Source organism: Pseudomonas sediminis (assembly GCF_039555755.1).
Classification (GTDB): domain Bacteria; phylum Pseudomonadota; class Gammaproteobacteria; order Pseudomonadales; family Pseudomonadaceae; genus Aquipseudomonas; species Aquipseudomonas mendocina_D.
Genome location: NZ_CP154631.1, coordinates 2158033 through 2175422 on the forward strand (window position 1 = coordinate 2158033; position 17390 = coordinate 2175422).

At 64.5% G+C, this 17390-nt stretch carries 14 protein-coding genes and 1 pseudogene; 6 read left to right on the top strand and 9 right to left on the bottom strand.

All coding sequences use genetic code 11. The annotated features are described in order from the left end of the window. Positions 1-76: 76 nt before the first annotated feature. Together AAEQ75_RS10310 and AAEQ75_RS10315 are read left to right on the top strand one after the other, a co-directional pair. Positions 77-1393 carry an ATP-binding protein gene (locus tag AAEQ75_RS10310; RefSeq protein WP_106733613.1) on the top strand — a complete coding sequence of 439 codons (1317 nt, stop codon included), beginning with the start codon at positions 77-79 and terminating at the stop codon, positions 1391-1393. A 42-nt stretch (positions 1394-1435) separates the two neighbouring features. Beyond that, positions 1436-5175, top strand: a pseudogene (locus AAEQ75_RS10315) (PAS domain S-box protein). A 5-nt stretch (positions 5176-5180) separates the two neighbouring features. On the opposite strand, the gene AAEQ75_RS10320 reads toward AAEQ75_RS10315, so the two are convergent. Genes AAEQ75_RS10320 through AAEQ75_RS10330 form a run of 3 tightly spaced genes read right to left on the bottom strand, consistent with a single transcriptional unit; the run spans position 5181 to position 7380 of the window. Continuing rightward, complete coding sequence (locus AAEQ75_RS10320) at positions 5181-6077, bottom strand: S66 peptidase family protein (RefSeq protein ID WP_343352126.1); 897 nt, start codon at positions 6075-6077, stop codon at positions 5181-5183. Continuing rightward, on the bottom strand, positions 6074-6979 hold the full coding sequence (rimK, locus tag AAEQ75_RS10325) for a 30S ribosomal protein S6--L-glutamate ligase (protein ID WP_279920989.1): 906 nt from the start codon (positions 6977-6979) through the stop codon (positions 6074-6076). The genes AAEQ75_RS10320 and rimK overlap by 4 nt, the downstream gene beginning before the upstream one ends. Beyond that, the gene (locus AAEQ75_RS10330) at positions 6976-7380 is read right to left on the bottom strand and encodes an ATP-dependent zinc protease family protein (protein WP_343352360.1); all 405 of its coding nucleotides are present in this window, start codon (positions 7378-7380) and stop codon (positions 6976-6978) included. Before AAEQ75_RS10330 ends, rimK begins: the two co-directional genes overlap by 4 nt. A 179-nt stretch (positions 7381-7559) precedes the next feature. Here AAEQ75_RS10330 and AAEQ75_RS10335 point away from each other — a divergent pair, with 179 nt between their 5' ends. Then, a complete protein-coding gene (locus AAEQ75_RS10335) occupies positions 7560-7988 on the top strand; it encodes an RNA-binding S4 domain-containing protein (RefSeq protein WP_017678397.1) in 429 nt (142 codons plus the stop codon). Between the two features lie 83 nt (positions 7989-8071). On the opposite strand, the gene AAEQ75_RS10340 is transcribed toward AAEQ75_RS10335, so the two are convergent. Together AAEQ75_RS10340 and AAEQ75_RS10345 are read right to left on the bottom strand one after the other, a co-directional pair. Further along, positions 8072-8440, bottom strand: a complete 369-nt coding sequence (locus AAEQ75_RS10340) for a phosphatase PAP2 family protein (protein ID WP_343352130.1) — start codon at positions 8438-8440, stop codon at positions 8072-8074. A gap of 51 nt (positions 8441-8491) precedes the next feature. After that, entirely contained in the window at positions 8492-8866 is a 375-nt protein-coding gene (locus AAEQ75_RS10345; RefSeq protein ID WP_343352132.1) for a hypothetical protein, read from the bottom strand. A gap of 215 nt (positions 8867-9081) precedes the next feature. On the opposite strand from AAEQ75_RS10345, the gene hslO reads away from it, so the two are divergent. From hslO to AAEQ75_RS10360, 3 genes are all read left to right on the top strand, one after another. Further along, the gene (gene hslO / locus AAEQ75_RS10350; RefSeq protein WP_343352134.1) at positions 9082-9969 is read left to right on the top strand and encodes an Hsp33 family molecular chaperone HslO; all 888 of its coding nucleotides are present in this window, start codon (positions 9082-9084) and stop codon (positions 9967-9969) included. Positions 9970-10138: 169 nt separating this feature from the next. Next, positions 10139-11680, top strand: coding sequence for a phosphoenolpyruvate carboxykinase (locus AAEQ75_RS10355; RefSeq protein ID WP_343352136.1), 1542 nt, complete (start codon positions 10139-10141; stop codon positions 11678-11680). A gap of 251 nt (positions 11681-11931) precedes the next feature. After that, a complete protein-coding gene (locus AAEQ75_RS10360; RefSeq protein ID WP_343352138.1) occupies positions 11932-13851 on the top strand; it encodes a RecQ family ATP-dependent DNA helicase in 1920 nt (639 codons plus the stop codon). A 97-nt stretch (positions 13852-13948) separates the two neighbouring features. On the opposite strand, the gene AAEQ75_RS10365 is transcribed toward AAEQ75_RS10360, so the two are convergent. The 4 genes from AAEQ75_RS10365 to AAEQ75_RS10380 are packed head-to-tail and all read right to left on the bottom strand — an operon-like array spanning position 13949 to position 17387. Continuing rightward, on the bottom strand, positions 13949-14551 hold the full coding sequence (locus tag AAEQ75_RS10365; protein WP_343352140.1) for an ABC-type transport auxiliary lipoprotein family protein: 603 nt from the start codon (positions 14549-14551) through the stop codon (positions 13949-13951). Next, positions 14548-15465 carry an MlaD family protein gene (locus AAEQ75_RS10370; protein WP_296233199.1) on the bottom strand — a complete coding sequence of 306 codons (918 nt, stop codon included), beginning with the start codon at positions 15463-15465 and terminating at the stop codon, positions 14548-14550. Before AAEQ75_RS10370 ends, AAEQ75_RS10365 begins: the two co-directional genes overlap by 4 nt. Next, complete coding sequence (locus AAEQ75_RS10375) at positions 15466-16251, bottom strand: ABC transporter ATP-binding protein (protein WP_179546092.1); 786 nt, start codon at positions 16249-16251, stop codon at positions 15466-15468. It abuts the gene before it with no gap. After that, positions 16248-17387, bottom strand: a complete 1140-nt coding sequence (locus AAEQ75_RS10380; RefSeq protein ID WP_296233202.1) for an ABC transporter permease — start codon at positions 17385-17387, stop codon at positions 16248-16250. Before AAEQ75_RS10380 ends, AAEQ75_RS10375 begins: the two co-directional genes overlap by 4 nt. Between the last annotated feature and the right edge of the window lie 3 nt (positions 17388-17390).

A 17390-nucleotide genomic window follows, 5' to 3' on the forward strand; every position in this document is an offset into this window, starting at 1 on the left:
CCTGTAGGAGCGAGCGCTGCTCGCGAATCGAAGCCACATTTTCGCGAGCAGCGCTCGCTCCTCCGGTTATGTGTTGATGAAAGCCCCTTACTGGTTCCCGCAAAGCTTCTTCGCCCGCACCCTGTGGCTGGTGCTGGTGGTCGTGCTGTTCTCCAAGGCACTGACCCTGGTGTACCTGATGATGAACGAGGATGTACTGGTCGACCGCCAGTACAGCCACGGCGCGGCGCTGACCTTGCGCGCCTACTGGGCAGCCAACCCTGATGATCGCGACCACATCGCCCAGGCCGCCGGACTCAAGCGCATCCCGCGGGACAAGGTGCCAGCCAGCGAGCAGCACTGGCCCTACAGCGAGATCTTCCAGCGGCAGATGCAAACCGAGCTGGGCCCCGATACCGAAACCCACGTGCGTGCCACCACGCCGCCGGCGCTGTGGGTGCACGCGCCGAGCCTTGGCGACGGCTGGGTACGGGTGCCGATGTATCCGCATCCGCTGCGTGGCCAACGTATCTGGAGCGTACTTGGCTGGTTCCTCGGTATCGGCCTGCTGTCCACGGCTGCGGCCTGGATCTTCGTGCGCCAGCTCAATGCGCCGCTCAAGCGCCTGGTCTATGCCGCTCGCCAGCTTGGTCAGGGGCGCAGCGTGCGCCTGCCGGTGGGTGATACGCCAAGCGAGATGACCGAGGTGTACCGCGCCTTCAACCAGATGGCCGAGGACGTCGAACAGGCCGGGCGCGAACGCGAACTGATGCTGGCCGGTGTTTCTCATGATCTGCGCACGCCGCTGACTCGCCTGCGGCTGGCCCTGGAATTCATGGATAACGACACCGAGCTGACCGACGACATGGTGCGCGATATCGAGGACATGGACGCCATTCTCGATCAGTTCCTCGCCTTCATCCGCGACGGCCGCGACGAGCCGGTGGAGGAGCTGGACTTCTCCGAACTGGTGCGCGAAACCCTGGCACCCTACAACCAGAATGGCGAGCGCGTGCGTCTGTGCCTCGAGCCGATCCCGCCTTTCCCGCTGCGCCGCGTTTCGACCAAGCGGCTGCTAACCAATCTGGTGGAGAACGCCCTCAATCACGGCGGTGGTGATGCCGTCGAGGTGGTCGCCAGCCTGGCCGGCGACCACAACGCGCCTTATGTGGTGCTGAGCGTGCTGGACCGTGGCAACGGTATCGATCCGGCCGAGCTGGACAGCATCTTCAACCCCTTCATTCGCGGTGATCGGGCGCGTGGTGGGCGCGGCACCGGCCTAGGTCTGGCCATCGTCAAGCGCATCGCGGCGCTGCATGGTGGCAGCGTCGAGTTGCGCAACCGCTCCGGCGGCGGCCTGGAGGCGCGGGTGCGCCTGCCGCTCGGCCTGCTGCTACCGCGCGACGCGGTGTAGCAGACGACCGACCGTCCTGGCGGCGGTCTGCGTGCTGGCAATATGCTGCCAAGCGCTCTGGCGCTGGGCTATGCTGTGCCAGCGCATCAACTCGAGGCCTGCATGCCCGCCGCCTTCCCCGACCGCTTGCCCAACTGGACCTGGTGGCTGCCGCTGCCGATTTTCCATCTGGCAACCTGGATTTCCCTGGCGACCCGCCTGAATGACGGGGTGGCGTTGTGTTACCTGCCCATGGTGCTCGGCCTTGCCATGTGCCTGTGGTGGGGCCCGCGGGTGCTGCCTGCGTTGTACCTCAATGCTCTGTTCTGCGTGCCGTTATGGGGCCTGCCCTGGCAGTTGGCGCCGCTCTATGCCTTGCCGGAAACCGCCGCCGTCGCGCTGGGCTGGTGGCTGTTGCGACGTCAGCCTTTCGACCCCGCCCTGGGGCGCTTGAGTGATCTGCTCCGATTCCTCGCCTTCGCTGTGTTGATGCCGAGCACGCTGGTGGCGCTCGGCTTGCAGAGCAACCTGTGGCTGACTGGTTTCCAGACCAGCGAGCAGTGGGTGCAAGCCAGTTTGTCGGTCTGGTTGGGCGATACCATCAATATGCTCGCGTTGACGGCGCCCCTGCTGGCGTTCTGTACCCCACTGCTGCGCGCCCGCGGCTGGACCCACGCGCCGGTGGACAATGCCGCGCCAACGCTGAACATCAGTCGCTCGCCAACTGGCTGGTTGTTGGCCACTGGGGTGTTTCTGGTACTGATGCTGCTCAGCACCAGCCTACCGGCTCAGTTCGCTCTGCCGCTGCTTGGTCTGAGCATGCTGGTCCTGGCGCTACGACACGCCTTTGCTGGTGCTCTGTATGGCGTGCTGCTGGTGTACGCCGCGACTCTGCCGCTACCGCTGCTGCGCGACAGCCTGAGTTTCGGCGAGCTGGATCTGCAGCGTAACCAGCTGCACTTCGCGGTGGTGCTGCTGATGGGGGCTACCTTGCTGGTGGGCCGTGTGCTCGGCGACCTGCGTCAGGCGCTGGCGCGCAGCGCGCAGATGCAGCAGCAACTGGCCCGCGCCAACCTGGCGATAGAGGCCAGCCCGCTGGGCGTGACCATCGCCGATGTGCGCCAGGAGGACATGCCATTGGTGTACTGCAATTCCGCATTCAGCCAGATAACCGGCTACAGCGCCGAGGAGGCGTTAGGGCGCAACTGCCGTTTCCTGCTCGGCCAGGACCGCGCCCAGCTGGAGTCGCAACCGTTGCGCCGTGCCTTGCGGGAGGGGCGCAGCGGCCATGCGGTGGTGCGTAACTATCGCAAGGATGGCAGGCCGTTCTGGAACGAAGTGGTGTTGGCGCCAATGCGTGACGATCAGGGCATCAGCCATTTCGTCGGGCTGCAACACGATGTCACCGAGCGCGTCGAACTGGCGGCCAAGGTCGAGCTGCAACGCTCGCAGTTACTGCGTCAGAGCCATCTGTTCAGCCAGACCGAAGACATCGCCAGCCTGGGTGGCTGGGTGCTGGAGATCAGCGACTACGGCATGTCCTGGAGCGATGGCTGCTATCGCATCGTCGACCGTGACATTCATCTTGGGCCGCCGAATCTCGAGCAGGCGCTGCATTACTTCGACACGCCGAGCCAGACGCTGATCATGCAGACCCTGCAGGCAGCCTTGAGCGGGATGGATGATCTGGACATCGAGGTACGCCTGGCGGCGCGTCTGGGCGGACGCCTGGTGCGCCTGCGTGGCATGGCCGAGCGCAATCAGGACGGTAGCCTGGTGCGCATCTATGGCGTGGTGCAGGACATCAGCGAGCGCAAACGCACCGAGTCGCAACTGCGCGAGCGTGACGAGCGGCTGCGCCTGTTCTTCGAGGCGCCGCTGATCGGCATGGCACTGACCACCCAGAGCTTTGGCTGGGAGGAGGTCAACCAGAAGCTGTGCAGCATCCTCGGTCGCAGTCGTGACGAATTGCTCGCCTGCAGTTGGCAGCAGCTGTCGCACCCGGACGATCTGCCGGTCGAACAGGCCCATGTGGAGCAGGTGCTGCTGGGTAGCAGCGATGACTTCGAGATGGACAAGCGCTTTCTGCGTGCCGATGGTTTGGTGGTCTTCACCCGTGTCAGCCTGCGCGCCGTACGTGGTAGCGGCCGCCAGACACTGTTCCTGCTGCTGGTCGAGGACATCAGTGCGCGGCGCGAAGCCGAGGCGCGCTATCGAACACTGGTCGAGCATGCGCCCGAGGCGATCCTGCTGTTCAATCCTGAGGGCGGTATCGTCGAATGTAACGAGAACGCCTTGAGCCTGTTCCGCTATCGCCGCGATGAGCTACTCGGCAAGTCGATTCAGAGCATCAGCCCGGTGTGTCAGGCCGATGGTCGGCTGTCCTCCCGCGCTGGCAAGGCCTTCCTGCGCCGCGCCATCGCCGGTGAAGCGCCGGTATTCGAATGGAACCATCGCGACAGCGCCGGTCGCCAGTTGCCCTGCGAGGTGCGCCTGGTACGCATGCCGGGGGAGAACCTGCTGATTCGCGCCAGCGTCACCGACATCTCCGAGCGCCAGCGCTATCAGCGCGAGATTGAGCGCCTGGCCTACAGCGACGAACTCACCGGCCTGCCCAATCGCCGGCTGCTGCTCGATCGCCTGCAGCACGCCATGGACCGGGAGAATCGCGAGGGCAGCCTGGGCGCGCTGCTGTTCATCGATCTGGATCATTTCAAGACGGTCAACGACAGCCTGGGCCATCTGGTTGGCGATGCACTGCTGGTCGAAGTGACCACACGCCTGGCTGCCGAATTGCGTACTGAAGACACCCTGGCGCGCCTCGGTGGTGATGAGTTCGTGGTGCTGCTCGAAGCCCTGGGGCATGAGCCGCAAGTGGTTGCCGAGCAAGCTGCGGCAGTGGGAGAGAAATTGCTGCGTGGCCTGCAGGGCAGTTGCCTGATCGACGGTCATGAGCTGGCGATCAGCGCCAGTATCGGTATCGCCCTGCATCCACTGGGCCTGCAGCAGGCCTCGGACATTCTCAAACAGGCCGATACCGCCATGTACCGGGCCAAGCATGCCGGGCGCAACGCCCTGCATTTCTTCGCCCCGGAGATGCAGGTTGCCATCGACCAACGCCTGCAGTTGCAGAGCGAGCTGCGCCAGGCCATCGCGCGCCAGCAACTGCAGCTGGTGTTCCAGCCACAGCTGATGCTGGCTGACAACAGCGTGGCGGGCGCCGAGGTGTTGCTGCGCTGGATGCACCCGGAGCGCGGTGAGATCGGTCCGGATCAGTTCATCCCGCTGGCCGAGGAAACCGGGCTGATCCAGGACATTGGCCAGTGGGTGCTGGAGCAGGCCTGTGCGGCGCTGGCGCGCTGGCAGGCGCAATGGCCGCGACTGGTGCTGGCGGTCAATCTCAGCCCGCGTGAGCTGCGTCAGGCGTGCTGCTCGAAGACGTCGAGCGCTGCATCGGCAACATGCAGCAGCTCAAGGCGCAGGGCGTACGCTTCGCCATCGACGACTTCGGCACGGGCTACTCGTCGTTGACCTACCTCAAGCGTCTGCCGCTGGATCGGCTGAAGATCGACCGCAGTTTCGTCGCCGATCTGGACGGCGAGGCGAGCGGGCGCATGCTGGTGCAGACCATCCTGATGATCGCGCGCAACCTGGGCCTGGAATGCGTGGCCGAAGGGATCGAGCACGACAGCCAGCTGGCGCTGCTGCGCGAGCAGAACTGTACATTGGGGCAGGGCTATCTGTTTGGTCGGCCGATGGCCGAGGCCGAGTTTCTCGCCTGGATGCAGGCGCGTCAGCGCTGAGCGGGTTACCAGCTCAGGTTGCCGCCGCTCAAACGTGCACGCTGACCGTAGGGCCAAGGGTAGTTGACGTCACCGTGCCCGCTGGGCAGATCGCCGTACAGTGGCACGCCCAGCGGCGCCAGGTACTCGCCGATGATCTGCTCCAGGCTGTGCTGCACGCCGCGTCGCGGGCAGTCGGTGAAACTGCCCAGGCACACCGCGCGTGGTCTTTGCCCGGCGAAACTGTGCAGCAACTGCCAGAGGCTGCGCTCGAGGCGGTAGTAGGGCTCACCGACGTCTTCCAGGATCAGGATCGAATCCTCGGCCAGGCGCAGCTCGGCCGCCGTCCCGCAGACGCTGGCCAGGGCCGTGAGATTGCCGCCCTGCAAGGTGCCCTCGACGACATGTTGTGGACCACTGATATGGCGCAGCGGCAACTGCCGGTGCTCGCCCTTGAGCAGGCTCCACAGCGCCTGCATCGAAGTCAGGCGCTCACGCTGGCCGCCGGGCGCCGACAGCGTCTGATGGCCGAGCGCAGTAGCCACGGGACCATGAATGGCTGGCAGCCCCCGTTGGGCAAAGGCCTCTAGCAGAATCGACAGATCGGAGAAGCCGATCAGCGGCCGTGGGCTGGCCTGGCTTAGCAGCGTCCAGTCGATATCCGCCACCAGTTGTGCGCAGCCGTAGCCGCCACGCAGGCACCAGACGGCGCTGATATCCGCCAGGGTAAAGGCCTGGTGCAGGTCGTCCAGGCGCTGCTCCGGCGTGCCCGCCAGGTAGCGATGGCGGGCGCGCGCGTGCTGGCCCAGGTGATAGCGCACGCCGAGCACGTCGAGCTGCGCCAGGGTCGCTTCCAGTACGTCTTCGGCAATCGCCGCCGCGGGGGCGATCAGCGCCAGGCGGCCGTCGAACACTTGGCTCATCCGCGCCCTCGGGTGCGGGTCTGGCCGGGTTCGGCGTTCTTTTCCAGGTACTGGATGATCATGCCGGCGACATCCTTGCCGGTGGTGGTCTCGATACCTTCCAGGCCAGGGGAGGAGTTCACCTCCATCACCAGCGGGCCATGGTTGGAGCGCAGGATGTCGACACCGGCGACGTTCAGGCCCATGACCTTGGCCGCGCGCACTGCCGTCATGCGCTCCTCCGGGGTGATCTTGATCAGGCTGGCGCTGCCGCCGCGGTGCAGGTTGGAGCGGAATTCGCCAGCCTTGGCTTGACGCTTCATCGCGGCAATTACCTTGTCACCGACCACGAAGCAGCGAATGTCGGCGCCGCCGGCCTCCTGGATGTATTCCTGGACCATGATGTCCTGCTTGAGGCCGAGGAAGGCCTCGATCACTGATTCGGCCGCCTTGTGCGTTTCGGCCAGCACCACGCCCATGCCCTGGGTACCTTCCAGCACCTTGATCACCAGCGGCGCGCCACCCACCATCTGGATCAGATCGGGAATGTCGTCGGGGGAGTGGGCAAAGCCGGTCACCGGCAGGCCGATGCCCTTGCGCGACAGCAGTTGCAGGGCGCGCAGCTTGTCGCGCGAACGGCTGATGGCCACCGACTCGTTGAGCGGGTAGACGCCCATCATCTCGAACTGGCGCAACACCGCGCAGCCATAAAAAGTCACCGAAGCCCCGATGCGCGGAATCACGGCATCGAAGCCCTCAAGCGCCTGGCCACGATAGTGGATCTGCGGTTTGTGGCTGGCGATGTTCATGTAGGCGCGCAGGGTGTCGATCACCACCATTTCATGGCCTCGCTGCTGGCCGGCTTCCACCAGACGGCGGGTGGAATACAGGCGCGGGTTGCGCGACAGCACGGCGATCTTCATTGGGCACCTGGAAGGGCAGAGGAAAGTGAGGGTTTGTCCTGCACATAGCTGAGTGCCGGATTGACTAGCAGTTGGCCGGTGATCAGCGCCTTGGAGCCAAGTAGTACGCGATAACGCATGGTCTTGCGACAGGCCAGGGTGAATTCCACCGGCCACAGCAGATCACCGAGGGCCAGGTGGGTGCGGATTACATAGCGGCTCTGCGCCTGGCCATTGGAACTCTTGATACGTTTGACCGAGACCAGCGGCGCCTCGCAACGGTGGCGGCGCTGCACCTGAGTGCCGAGGTAGGCAGTGAAGCGTACCCAGTCCTCGCCGTCACGCTGGAACGGCTGGATGTCGCTGGCGTGCAGGCTCGAGGTGCTGGCGCCGGTGTCGATCTTGGCGCGCAGGCCGATGATGCCGAGCTCAGGCAGATTGATCCACTCACGCAGGCCGATCACGCTGAGCTGGTCGAAAGTCTTCAAGGTGAGAGTGTCCCCTGCGGCCGACAACGCCTATGATTCCGCGCATTCTAGTTGTGTCGTGTGACAACTGCATCTGCCGCGCGTGCGAATAGCTGAACCCTTCAGAGAGTGAGATGAGCGAAAAAGACGACGACAAGATCCGCCTGGACAAATGGCTGTGGGCGGCACGCTTCTTCAAGACGCGCGCCCTGTGCAAGGCGGCTATAGAAGGTGGCAAGGTCCACCATCGTGGCGAGCGCTGCAAGCCGGGCAAGGAGCCGAAGATCGGTGATGAGTACGTGCTGCGCACCGGCTTCGATGAACGCACCGTGGTCGTGCTGGCATTATCCAGCGTCCGCCGTGGTGCGCCCGAGGCGCAACTGCTGTATCGCGAGACCGAAGAAAGTATCGCCCGCCGCGAGCAGGCCGCGGCGATGCGCAAGGCTGGCGCCGTGGGCATGCAGACCGATGGTCGACCGAGCAAGAAGCAACGCCGGCAGATCCATCAGTTCAACGAGCAGCAGGAAGGTGGGCTGCGCCACCCCTGGGCGGATGAGGATTAGGCGAAAGCCTGTGGGAGCGAGCTCTGCTCACGAATGCGAGCTGCGGTAAAGCTTCGCGAGAGAGCTCGCTCCCACTTTCTCGTTCAGCGTCCGCTGACGATGCTCATGCGGCCCAGCAGTGGCAGTTTGGCCAGGCGCGAAGTGATCGGCAGGGTGACCTTCTCCAGCCATTCGCTGGCGTGATAACCCAGCGGGGTGTAGCAGCTCCAGGCCAGGGCCAGCAGGCTGAGGAATACGCCGCCGACGAAGGCATCCGCCCCCCAGTGAGCACCGGCCACCAGGCGCGGCAGGATGCCGATCACGGTAATGGCCCAGACCAGCAGCAGACGCCAGCCGCGGGCAAAGAAGCTCATGAAATAAGCCCAGATCAGCAGCACCGAGGCGTGGTCACCGGGGAAACTGCGGCTGGCGCTGTCCTTCAGGTCCCAGCGTTCTTCCCAGGCCGGGAACATCTCGGTCAGGCGCGCGCTGCCTTCTACTACCAGAGAAGGGCTGGCGTGCTGCTAGCCCATGTATTCGACCAGGTCGGCGAACAGCACGCGCATCAGCAGCATCACGATCAGGGCGACCAGAAAGGCGAACAGCGCTCGGCGTACCTGCGGTCCGGTGAATACCAGATCCGCCTTGAGCATGACCGCCAGCATCACCACGCCGACGCCGGCATCGACCGGGCGCATGCTGCCGATGGCCCAGATATGGGCCCACAGGCCGCCGGCATGGACCGGGTCGTTGAGCAGTTTGAACAGCCACACATCGAAGACATTCCAAAGCTCGCGGGTAGGCTGCCACAGCCAGCTGGCGAGCAGCACGACGGCCACGACATGGCAGGCCAGCACGGCGCGTGGTTGCCAGTGACGATTGATGAACGTGCTCGACATGGGAAATCCCTTTGCAGATTTATGACAGGTCTGACCTCAGGCGCGCGGATGATAGGCAGTGCTGGCGCCAGTACAAGGCCGGCAACACTGTCGTTCAGTCCAGGTTCAGGGGGCGATGGCGGGACGTGACCGACTGCACATGACGTTCGGGCCTTGGTTGTGCTGGCGTTTGTGCATAAAATCGCCAGCCCTTTTCAGACCTCGGGCCAGCCGCTATGAACGACTTCAGTCAACGCTTTCTCTTCGACGACACCGACGTGCGAGGCGAAATGGTCGCGTTGCGCGAAAGTTACGCTCATGTGCTGGCCAAGCACGCCTACCCGCAGCCAGTGGCGCAACTGCTCGGCGAGATGATGGCCGCCGCCGCCTTGCTGGTCGGCACCCTCAAGTTCGACGGCCTGCTGGTACTGCAGGCGCGTTCCGACGGCCCGCTGTCGCTGCTGATGGTCGAATGCTCCAGCGCTCGTGAGCTGCGCGGCATTGCCCGCTATGACGTCGAGCAGATCGGCGCCGATGCCGACCTGCAGAGTCTGATGCCCAATGGCGTGTTGGCCATTACCATCGACCCGACCCGGGGCCAGCGTTACCAGGGCATCGTCGATCTGGATGGCGTCGACCTGGCCGAGTGCCTGACCAACTACTTCGCCAGCTCCGAGCAACTGCCGACCCGCTTCTGGCTCAAGGCCGACGGCCAGCGTGCTCGCGGCCTGCTGCTGCAGCAACTGCCGCCGCACCACCAGATCGAGCCGGAAGAACGCGCCGAGAGCTGGAACCATGTGCTGACCCTGGCCAATACCCTGAGCGCCGAAGAGCTGCTCGGTCTGGACAACCCGACCCTGCTGCATCGTCTCTACCACGAAGAGAACGTGCGGCTGTTCGACGAACAGCCGCTGCAGTTCCGCTGCAGTTGCTCACGCGAGCGCTCGGCCAGTGCCCTGGCCAGCCTCGGCCAGGCCGATGCCGAGCTGTTGCTGGCCGAACAGGGCGGCAGCGTGGTGATCGATTGCCAGTTCTGTAACGAGCGTTATGCCTTCGACGCCGCCGACATCGCCCAGCTGTTTGCCGGGGCCGGCAGCGAAGCGCCGTCGCAGACCCGGCACTGATGAACCTCTCGCGCCAATAGACTGTCACTATTGGCGCTGTATCGGATTGGAGGCTGCCAAGCAGTTCGCTTTTCTGGCATACTCCCGCGACTTTTTTACCGTGTAGCGCAGTTGCCCCTGTAACTACACAACGTTCGGAAGACTCGGCCAGCGGCCGACGGGGATCCTCATGACGCAAGCCAACAACGCCGTGTACACCGACATCAGCGCCGCGCAACTGGTCGAAGAAGCCATTCGCCGTGGTGAAGGGGAACTGGCCGCCAACGGCGCGCTGGTCGTTCGTACCGGTCATCGCACTGGCCGCTCGCCGGCTGATCGCTTCATCGTTCAGGAGCCGAGCACCGAGGCGCAAATCGCCTGGGGCAACATCAACCGTCCGTTCCCGGCCGACAAGTTCGACGCCCTGTGGGATCGCGTCGAGGCGTTCAACGCCGCTCAGGATCACTTCGTTTCCCATGTGCACGTCGGCTCGGCCGAAGAGCACTATCTGCCGGTCAAGATGACCACCGCGACCGCCTGGCAAAACCTGTTCGGCCGTCAGCTGTTCATCAACCCGCACGCCTACAACCCGGCTGGCCGTGGCGAGTGGCAAGTGCTCAACGTCGCCAACTTCGAGTGCGTGCCCGAGCGTGACGGCACCAACTCCGATGGCTGCGTGATCATCAACTTCGCGGCCAAGAAAGTGCTGATCGCCGGCATGCGTTACGCCGGTGAAATGAAGAAGGCCATGTTCTCCGTGCAGAACTTCCTGCTGCCGGAAAAAGACGTGCTGCCGATGCACTGCGCTGCCAACATCGGTGAAGAAGGCGACGTCACCCTGTTCTTCGGTCTGTCCGGCACCGGCAAGACCACCCTGTCCGCCGACGAGTCGCGTTACCTGATCGGTGACGACGAGCACGGTTGGGGTGAAGGCGTGGTGTTCAACGTCGAAGGCGGCTGCTATGCCAAGTGCATCGACCTGTCCGAGAAGAACGAGCCGGTGATCTGGAAAGCCATCCAGTTCGGCACCGTGCTGGAAAACGTCGTGCTCGACGACAGCCGTACTCCGGATTACGCCGACGACAGCCTGACCCAGAACAGCCGCGCGGCCTACCCGCTGGAGTACGTCGAGAAGCGCAGCGAGAAAAACCTGGGCGGCGAGCCGAATGCCGTGATCTTCCTGACCTGCGACCTGACTGGCGTTCTGCCGCCGGTATCGATCCTCAACAACGAGCAGGCGGCCTACCACTTCCTGTCCGGCTACACCGCGCTGGTCGGTTCCACCGAAATGGGTTCGGGCGGCGGCATCAAGTCGACCTTCTCCACCTGCTTCGGCGCACCGTTCTTCCCGCGTCCGGCTGGCGTCTACGCTGAGCTGCTGATCAAGCGCATCAATGCCTTCGGCTCCAAGGTCTACCTGGTCAACACCGGCTGGACTGGCGGTGGCTACGGCGTCGGCAAACGCTTCAACATCCCCACCACTCGCGGCGTGATCGCGGCCATCCAGAGTGGCGCGCTGATCGGTGCCGAGACCGAGCACCTGCCGATCATCAACCTGGATGTGCCGAAGTCGGTACCGGGCGTCGAGACCAACCTGCTCAACCCGCGCAATACCTGGGCAGACAAGAACGCCTACGACGAAGCTGCCAAGGGCCTGGCCAAGCTGTTCATCGACAACTTCACCAAGTTCGATGTCAGCGACGCCATCAAGAACGCCGGTCCGCAGCTGTAAGCTGAGCCGTGTTCTCTGACAAAGCCGCCTTCGGGCGGCTTTGTCGTTTATGGCGTGGTGCCCGCGGAGCCCGGATGCAATCCGGGATGGCTGGTGACCCTTCCCGGATTTTATCCAGGCTATACACAGTGCCCGAGGTAGGGTGCGCCGTGCGCACCGGCTCTCAACGGGATTCTGTCTGTGCGCATGGCGCACCCTACCTAACCGCGTTATGGTCAGGGGCCATTCAGCGGTCAATGGAGTGACAGCGCATGTCTACCCTCAAACGTGTCTTCGGTTTCGATCAACTGCGTCCCGGCCAGGAAACGGTGATCAGCGCTGTGCTTGCCGGTCGTTCGGCGGCGGCGATCTTTCCTACCGGTTCGGGCAAGTCGCTGTGCTATCAGTTGCCGGCCTTGCATCTGCCACACCTGACCCTGGTGATTTCGCCGCTGCTTGCGCTGATGCAGGATCAGTTGGCGTTCCTGCATGCCCATGGCATTGCCGCGGCCAGTATCGATTCGGCGCAGAGCCGCGAGCAGGCGGCCGAGGTGATGAATCGCGCGCGCAGCGGCGAGCTGAAGATCCTGATGATCTCGGTGGAGCGCCTGAAGAACGAGCGTTTTCGCAATTTCATCGCTCAGGTGCCGATCTCCCTGCTGGTCGTAGACGAGGCGCACTGCATCTCCGAGTGGGGCCACAACTTCCGTCCGGACTACCTCAAGTTGCCCGACTATCAGCGCCAGTTCGGCATCAACCAGGTGCTGCTGCTGACCGCCACGGCGACGCCCAAGGTGATCGCAGATATGCGCGAGAAATTCGCCATTGCCGAGGCGGACGTGGTCACCACCGGTTTCTACCGACCCAACCTCAATCTGCTGGTCGAGCCCGTGCCCGGAGGTGCCAAGCAGCAGCGTCTGCAGCAATGGCTGGCGCCGCGACGTGGCCAGGCGAGCATCGTCTACGTCACCCAGCAGAAGACTGCCGAGCAGGTCGCCGAGCATCTGGCGCGCGACGGTCTGGCGGTCAGCGCTTACCACGCGGGTATGGCTCATGACGTACGTGAGTCGATCCAGCGCCGTTTCATGGCTGGCGAGCTGGAGTGCATCGTCGCCACCATCGCCTTCGGCATGGGCATCGACAAGCGTGATATCCGCAACGTGGTGCACTTCGACCTGCCCAAGTCGGTGGAGAACTACAGCCAGGAAATCGGCCGCGCCGGGCGTGACGGCCTGGCCTCGGACTGTCTGGTGCTTGCCAGCCGCGATGGTCTCAGCGTGTTGGAAAATTTCGTTTTTGGCGATACACCCGAGCTCAGCGGTATCCGCGCCGTGCTCGATGATTTGCGCGCGGTCGGCACGGGCGGGCAGTGGGAGCTGATGCTCGGGCAGCTGTCCGAGCTGAGCAATATTCGCGCATTGCCACTCAAGACCCTGCTGGTGCAGCTAGAACTGCGCGGCATCATCGCCCCGCGTTATGCCTACTTCGCGGAGTACCGCTTCAAGCTGCTGCTGGAAGATGACGTGCTGCTGGCCAAGTTCGAGGGCGAGCGCCGCCAGTTCGTCGAGGCGATTCTTGCCAGCTCACGGCGCGCACGAACCTGGAGCACCCTGGATTTCGACGTGCTGTATCGCGACCACGGCGCCGAACGTGCGCGGGTGGTCAAGGCGCTGGATTACTTTCAGGAAAGGGGCTGGCTGGAGCTGGAGAGCAAGCAGATGACCGAGGTCTACGCCGTGCTCGATGGCGACTTCGATGTGGCAGCCCTGGCCAGCGATCTACACGCGCACTTCCGCGCCCACGAGGCCAGCGAAATCGCGCGTATCCAGGCCATGCTCGGTTTGTTCGAGAGCCGCGAATGCCTGAGCCGGCGCCTCGCCTTGTACTTTGGTGACGAACAGGCGCCCGAGCATTGCGGACATTGTTCGGTGTGCCGGGGTCAGGTCGCGACCTTGCCGCAGCCTCCGGAACTACCGCCCTTGAGCGGACGTGATGCCGAGGCGCTGTGCGCCGCCTTCATCGAGAAGCACCAGCAGCACGCCGGCTACAGGCCGAGCCACGAATGCCTGACGCGTTTTCTCTGTGGCGTGACCACGCCGCTATTGACCAAGCTCAAGGCACGTCAGCTGGCCGGCTTCGCCGCGCTGGAGGATTACCCCTACGCCGAGGTGCGCGATTGGTTGGCTGTGTAGGGGGTGGATTGGTGCGCACGGCGCACCCTACGGTAGCGGCATCCATCGCGTAGGATGTGCTGTGTGCACCGATGATCACGTGTGCGCTGCCATGTGCTTATGGCCGGCGACTTCGTTGCCCTTCGGCCAGCGTCCAGTCCACCAACTCGCGGGACAGCCGATCGCCAGCCTGGCCGAAGGCTTTCACTACTGCAGCAATCGACGTATCACTCGCCGGCTGACTAACGCTGAAGCGGCGGCTGGCGAGGATGCGCTGATCGCGCCCGTCGACCAGACGCACGTCGAGCTGGATCAGTGCCTCGGCAACGCCATCGCGATACTGGCTGTGGAAGCTGCGCAGGTCGCTGACCAGCTCCAGGTCGGCCTGCAGACGTTGCTCTTCGTTGCTCAATGCCTGAACTCTGCCGTCATCCTGAAATGCGTCGAGCAGACGGCCGCGCAGCAACTGCGGCGTGCGCTCGCTCCAGCGCACGCCCTGGTAGGTGTTGACCCGGCCGGGCTCGGGCAGTACGACGATGCGTGTGCCGTCTAGTAACTGGTTGCTGACCGGGCTGTTCACTCGCAGCGACCAGTCGACGCGCTGGGTTTGTGCCGGCAGGGTAGCGCCTGGCAGCAGATAGATATCCAGGGGCTCGCTCTGCGGCAGGATCGAGCAGGCGCTGAGCAGGCCGGCGGCCAGCAGCAGGGACAGGCGCTTCATGGTTGGAACTCCTTGATGCTGTCGTTGCGCAGCAGGTAGCCGGTGGGGTCCTGCTCCAGGCGACGGGAGAAGCTGCGCAGGGCGCCGAGGGTGTCACGCAGTTCGCTAACTGCCGGGCCCAGCTCACCGAGACTCTGCATACCGTTGTCCAGCGCGCTGCGGTTGTTTTGCAGCAGCTCCTCGATATTGCGGCTGCTGCGTTCCAGCGAGGCCATCAGGCGCTCGGCGTTCTCCAGCACCTGGCTGCCCTGGCCATCGAGCAGGCGATTGGCCGTGCGCATCAGTTCTGCCGCTTCGCGGGTGGCGGCACTGGTCTGGCGCAGGGTTTCACCCAGCTCATCACGCTGCTCGGCGATGCCGGCGGTGGCCTGCTCCAGATTTTCCAGCGTGCGCGACACGCGCTCGGCGTTCTCGCGTGACAGCATGCGGTTGGCGCGATTGAGCAGGCGCGTGATGTTGACCACCAGATCTTCGCCGTTGGCCATCAGCCGCGACAGGGGCGATCGGTCGGCAATGATGATGCCGGGTTCGCCATCCGTGCTCTCCAGTGGCGGGCTTTCCGGGCTGCCGCCATGCAGCTGGATCACCGCCAGGCCGGTGATGCCGGTGATCGCCAGGCGGGCACGGGTGTCCTGCTTGATCGGCGTGTGGCCGACGATACGAATCCGCGCCCGCACGGTACGCGGATCGTTCGGGTCGAGCCCCAGGCTGACCACGTCGCCGACCTTGATCCCGCTGTACTGCACGGCGCTGCCTTGCGACAGGCCGGTAACCGCCTCGTTGAAGATCACCTCGTAGTCGGTAACGGCGCGATCAGCGCCGGCCTTGTTCAGCCACAGGCCGAACAGCAGCGCGGCGCCCACCGTGAGCACGGTAAACAGGCCGATCAGCACATGATGGGCTCTGGGTTCCATTCATTGACTCCCTACCGCTGCGGCGGCCTGTGCAGCCGCGCGTCCACGCGGGCCATGAAAATAGTCCTGAATCCAGGCGTTGTCGGTGGCAGCCACCACGTCCAGGCGGTCGGCCACCAGCACCTTCTTCTGCGCCAGCACCGCGACCCGGTCGCAGATGCTGTAGAGCGTGTCCAGATCGTGAGTCACCAGAAATACACTCAGACCGAGGCTGTCGCTGAGGGTGCGGATCAATTGGTCGAAGGCCGCCGCGCCAATCGGGTCGAGGCCGGCGGTAGGTTCGTCGAGAAACAGAATGTCCGGGTCGAGCGCCAGGGCACGGGCCAGGGCGGCGCGTTTGACCATGCCGCCGGATAGCGAGCTGGGGTACTTGCTGCCGGCGTCCTGCGGTAGGCCGGCGAGGGCGATCTTGACCCTGGCCAGGCGCTCGGCCGCGGCGCGCGACAGGCCGGCATGTTCGATCAGCGGCAGGGCGATGTTCTCGCTGACGGTCAGCGAGGAGAACAGCGCGCCGCGCTGGTAGAGCACGCCGAAGCGCCGTTCCAGTTGCGAGCGCCGCTCGGCCGGCAGGCTCAGCAATTCCTCGCCGAATACCCGTACGGTGCCGGCATTGGGTTGGCGCAGGCCGACGATGCTGCGCAGCAGCACGGATTTGCCGGTACCGGAGCCACCGACCACGCCGAGGATCTCGCCGCGATAGAGATCGAAATCCAGGTGCTCGTGCACCACCTGGCTACCGAAGCGATTGCTCAGGTCGCGTACCTCGATGACGGTCTCCCGGCTCACCAGCCCATCTCCATCAGGAACAACGCCGCCAGGGCGTCGAGCAGGATGACCACGAAGATCGATTGCACCACCGCCGAGGTGGTGTGCTCGCCCACCGACTGTGCGCTACCGCTGACCTTGAAACCTTCCAGGCAGCCGATCAGGGCGATCAGGAAGGCGAAGATCGGCGCCTTTAGCAGGCCGACCAGAAAGTGCCGCAGCAGGTCGCTTTCCTGCAGGATCGACAGGTACATGGCCAGCGGAATATCCAGTGACAGCGCGCAGACCAGCGCGCCGCCGAGCATGCCGCTGAGCATGGCGATGAAGGTCAATATCGGCAGGGCGATGAGCATGGCGAAAACGCGCGGCAGCACCAGCAGTTCGATGGGGCTCAGGCCGAGGGTGCGGATGGCGTCGATTTCCTCGTTGGCCTTCATCGAGCCGATCTGTGCGGTGAAGGCGCTGGCGGTGCGGCCGGCCATGAGAATCGCAGTGAGCAGCACGCCGAATTCGCGCAGGAAGGAGAAGGCCACCAGATTCACCGTGTAGATGCTGGCGCCGAAGTCGGCGAGGATGGTCGCGCCGAGAAAGGCCACCACGGCGCCGACCAGAAAGGTCAGCAGGGCGACGATGGGCACGGCATTGAGCCCGCACTGCTCCAGGTGCGCGGTCAGCGAGGTCAGGCGCCAGCGCGTCGGCCGCACCAGTATCGTTAGCATGCTGGTCAGGGTCAGTCCCATGAAGCCGAGCAACGCGCGGCCCTGGTGCCACATGCTTTCGACCACTTCGCCGATGTGCCCGAGCACTTCACGCAGCACCGACGGCTCCGGCGGTGTCTGAGCCTGCTGGCTGTCGGCCATGGCATCGGCCACTGTCAGCAGCAGTGCGCGGCGTTGCTCGTTGAATTCGCTGTTTTTGCTGAGCTGGCGTAGGCGTTCGCTGCCGAACAGCTCCACCAGCAACGCGGCACCGGCGGTATCCAGCGCGGCCAGGTCGCTCAGGTCGACGGATTCCTCGCCCTGCAGGCGTTCGCGTAGAGCCAGTACCTGGGGCTCCAGCACGCTGTAGTGGGCCAGCGTCCAGTCACCACCCAGCCGCAGGCTACTGGCGGCGTCCGTGCTGCTGGTCTGCTGCGAGGTCAGGTAGGGAGTGGTCATCGC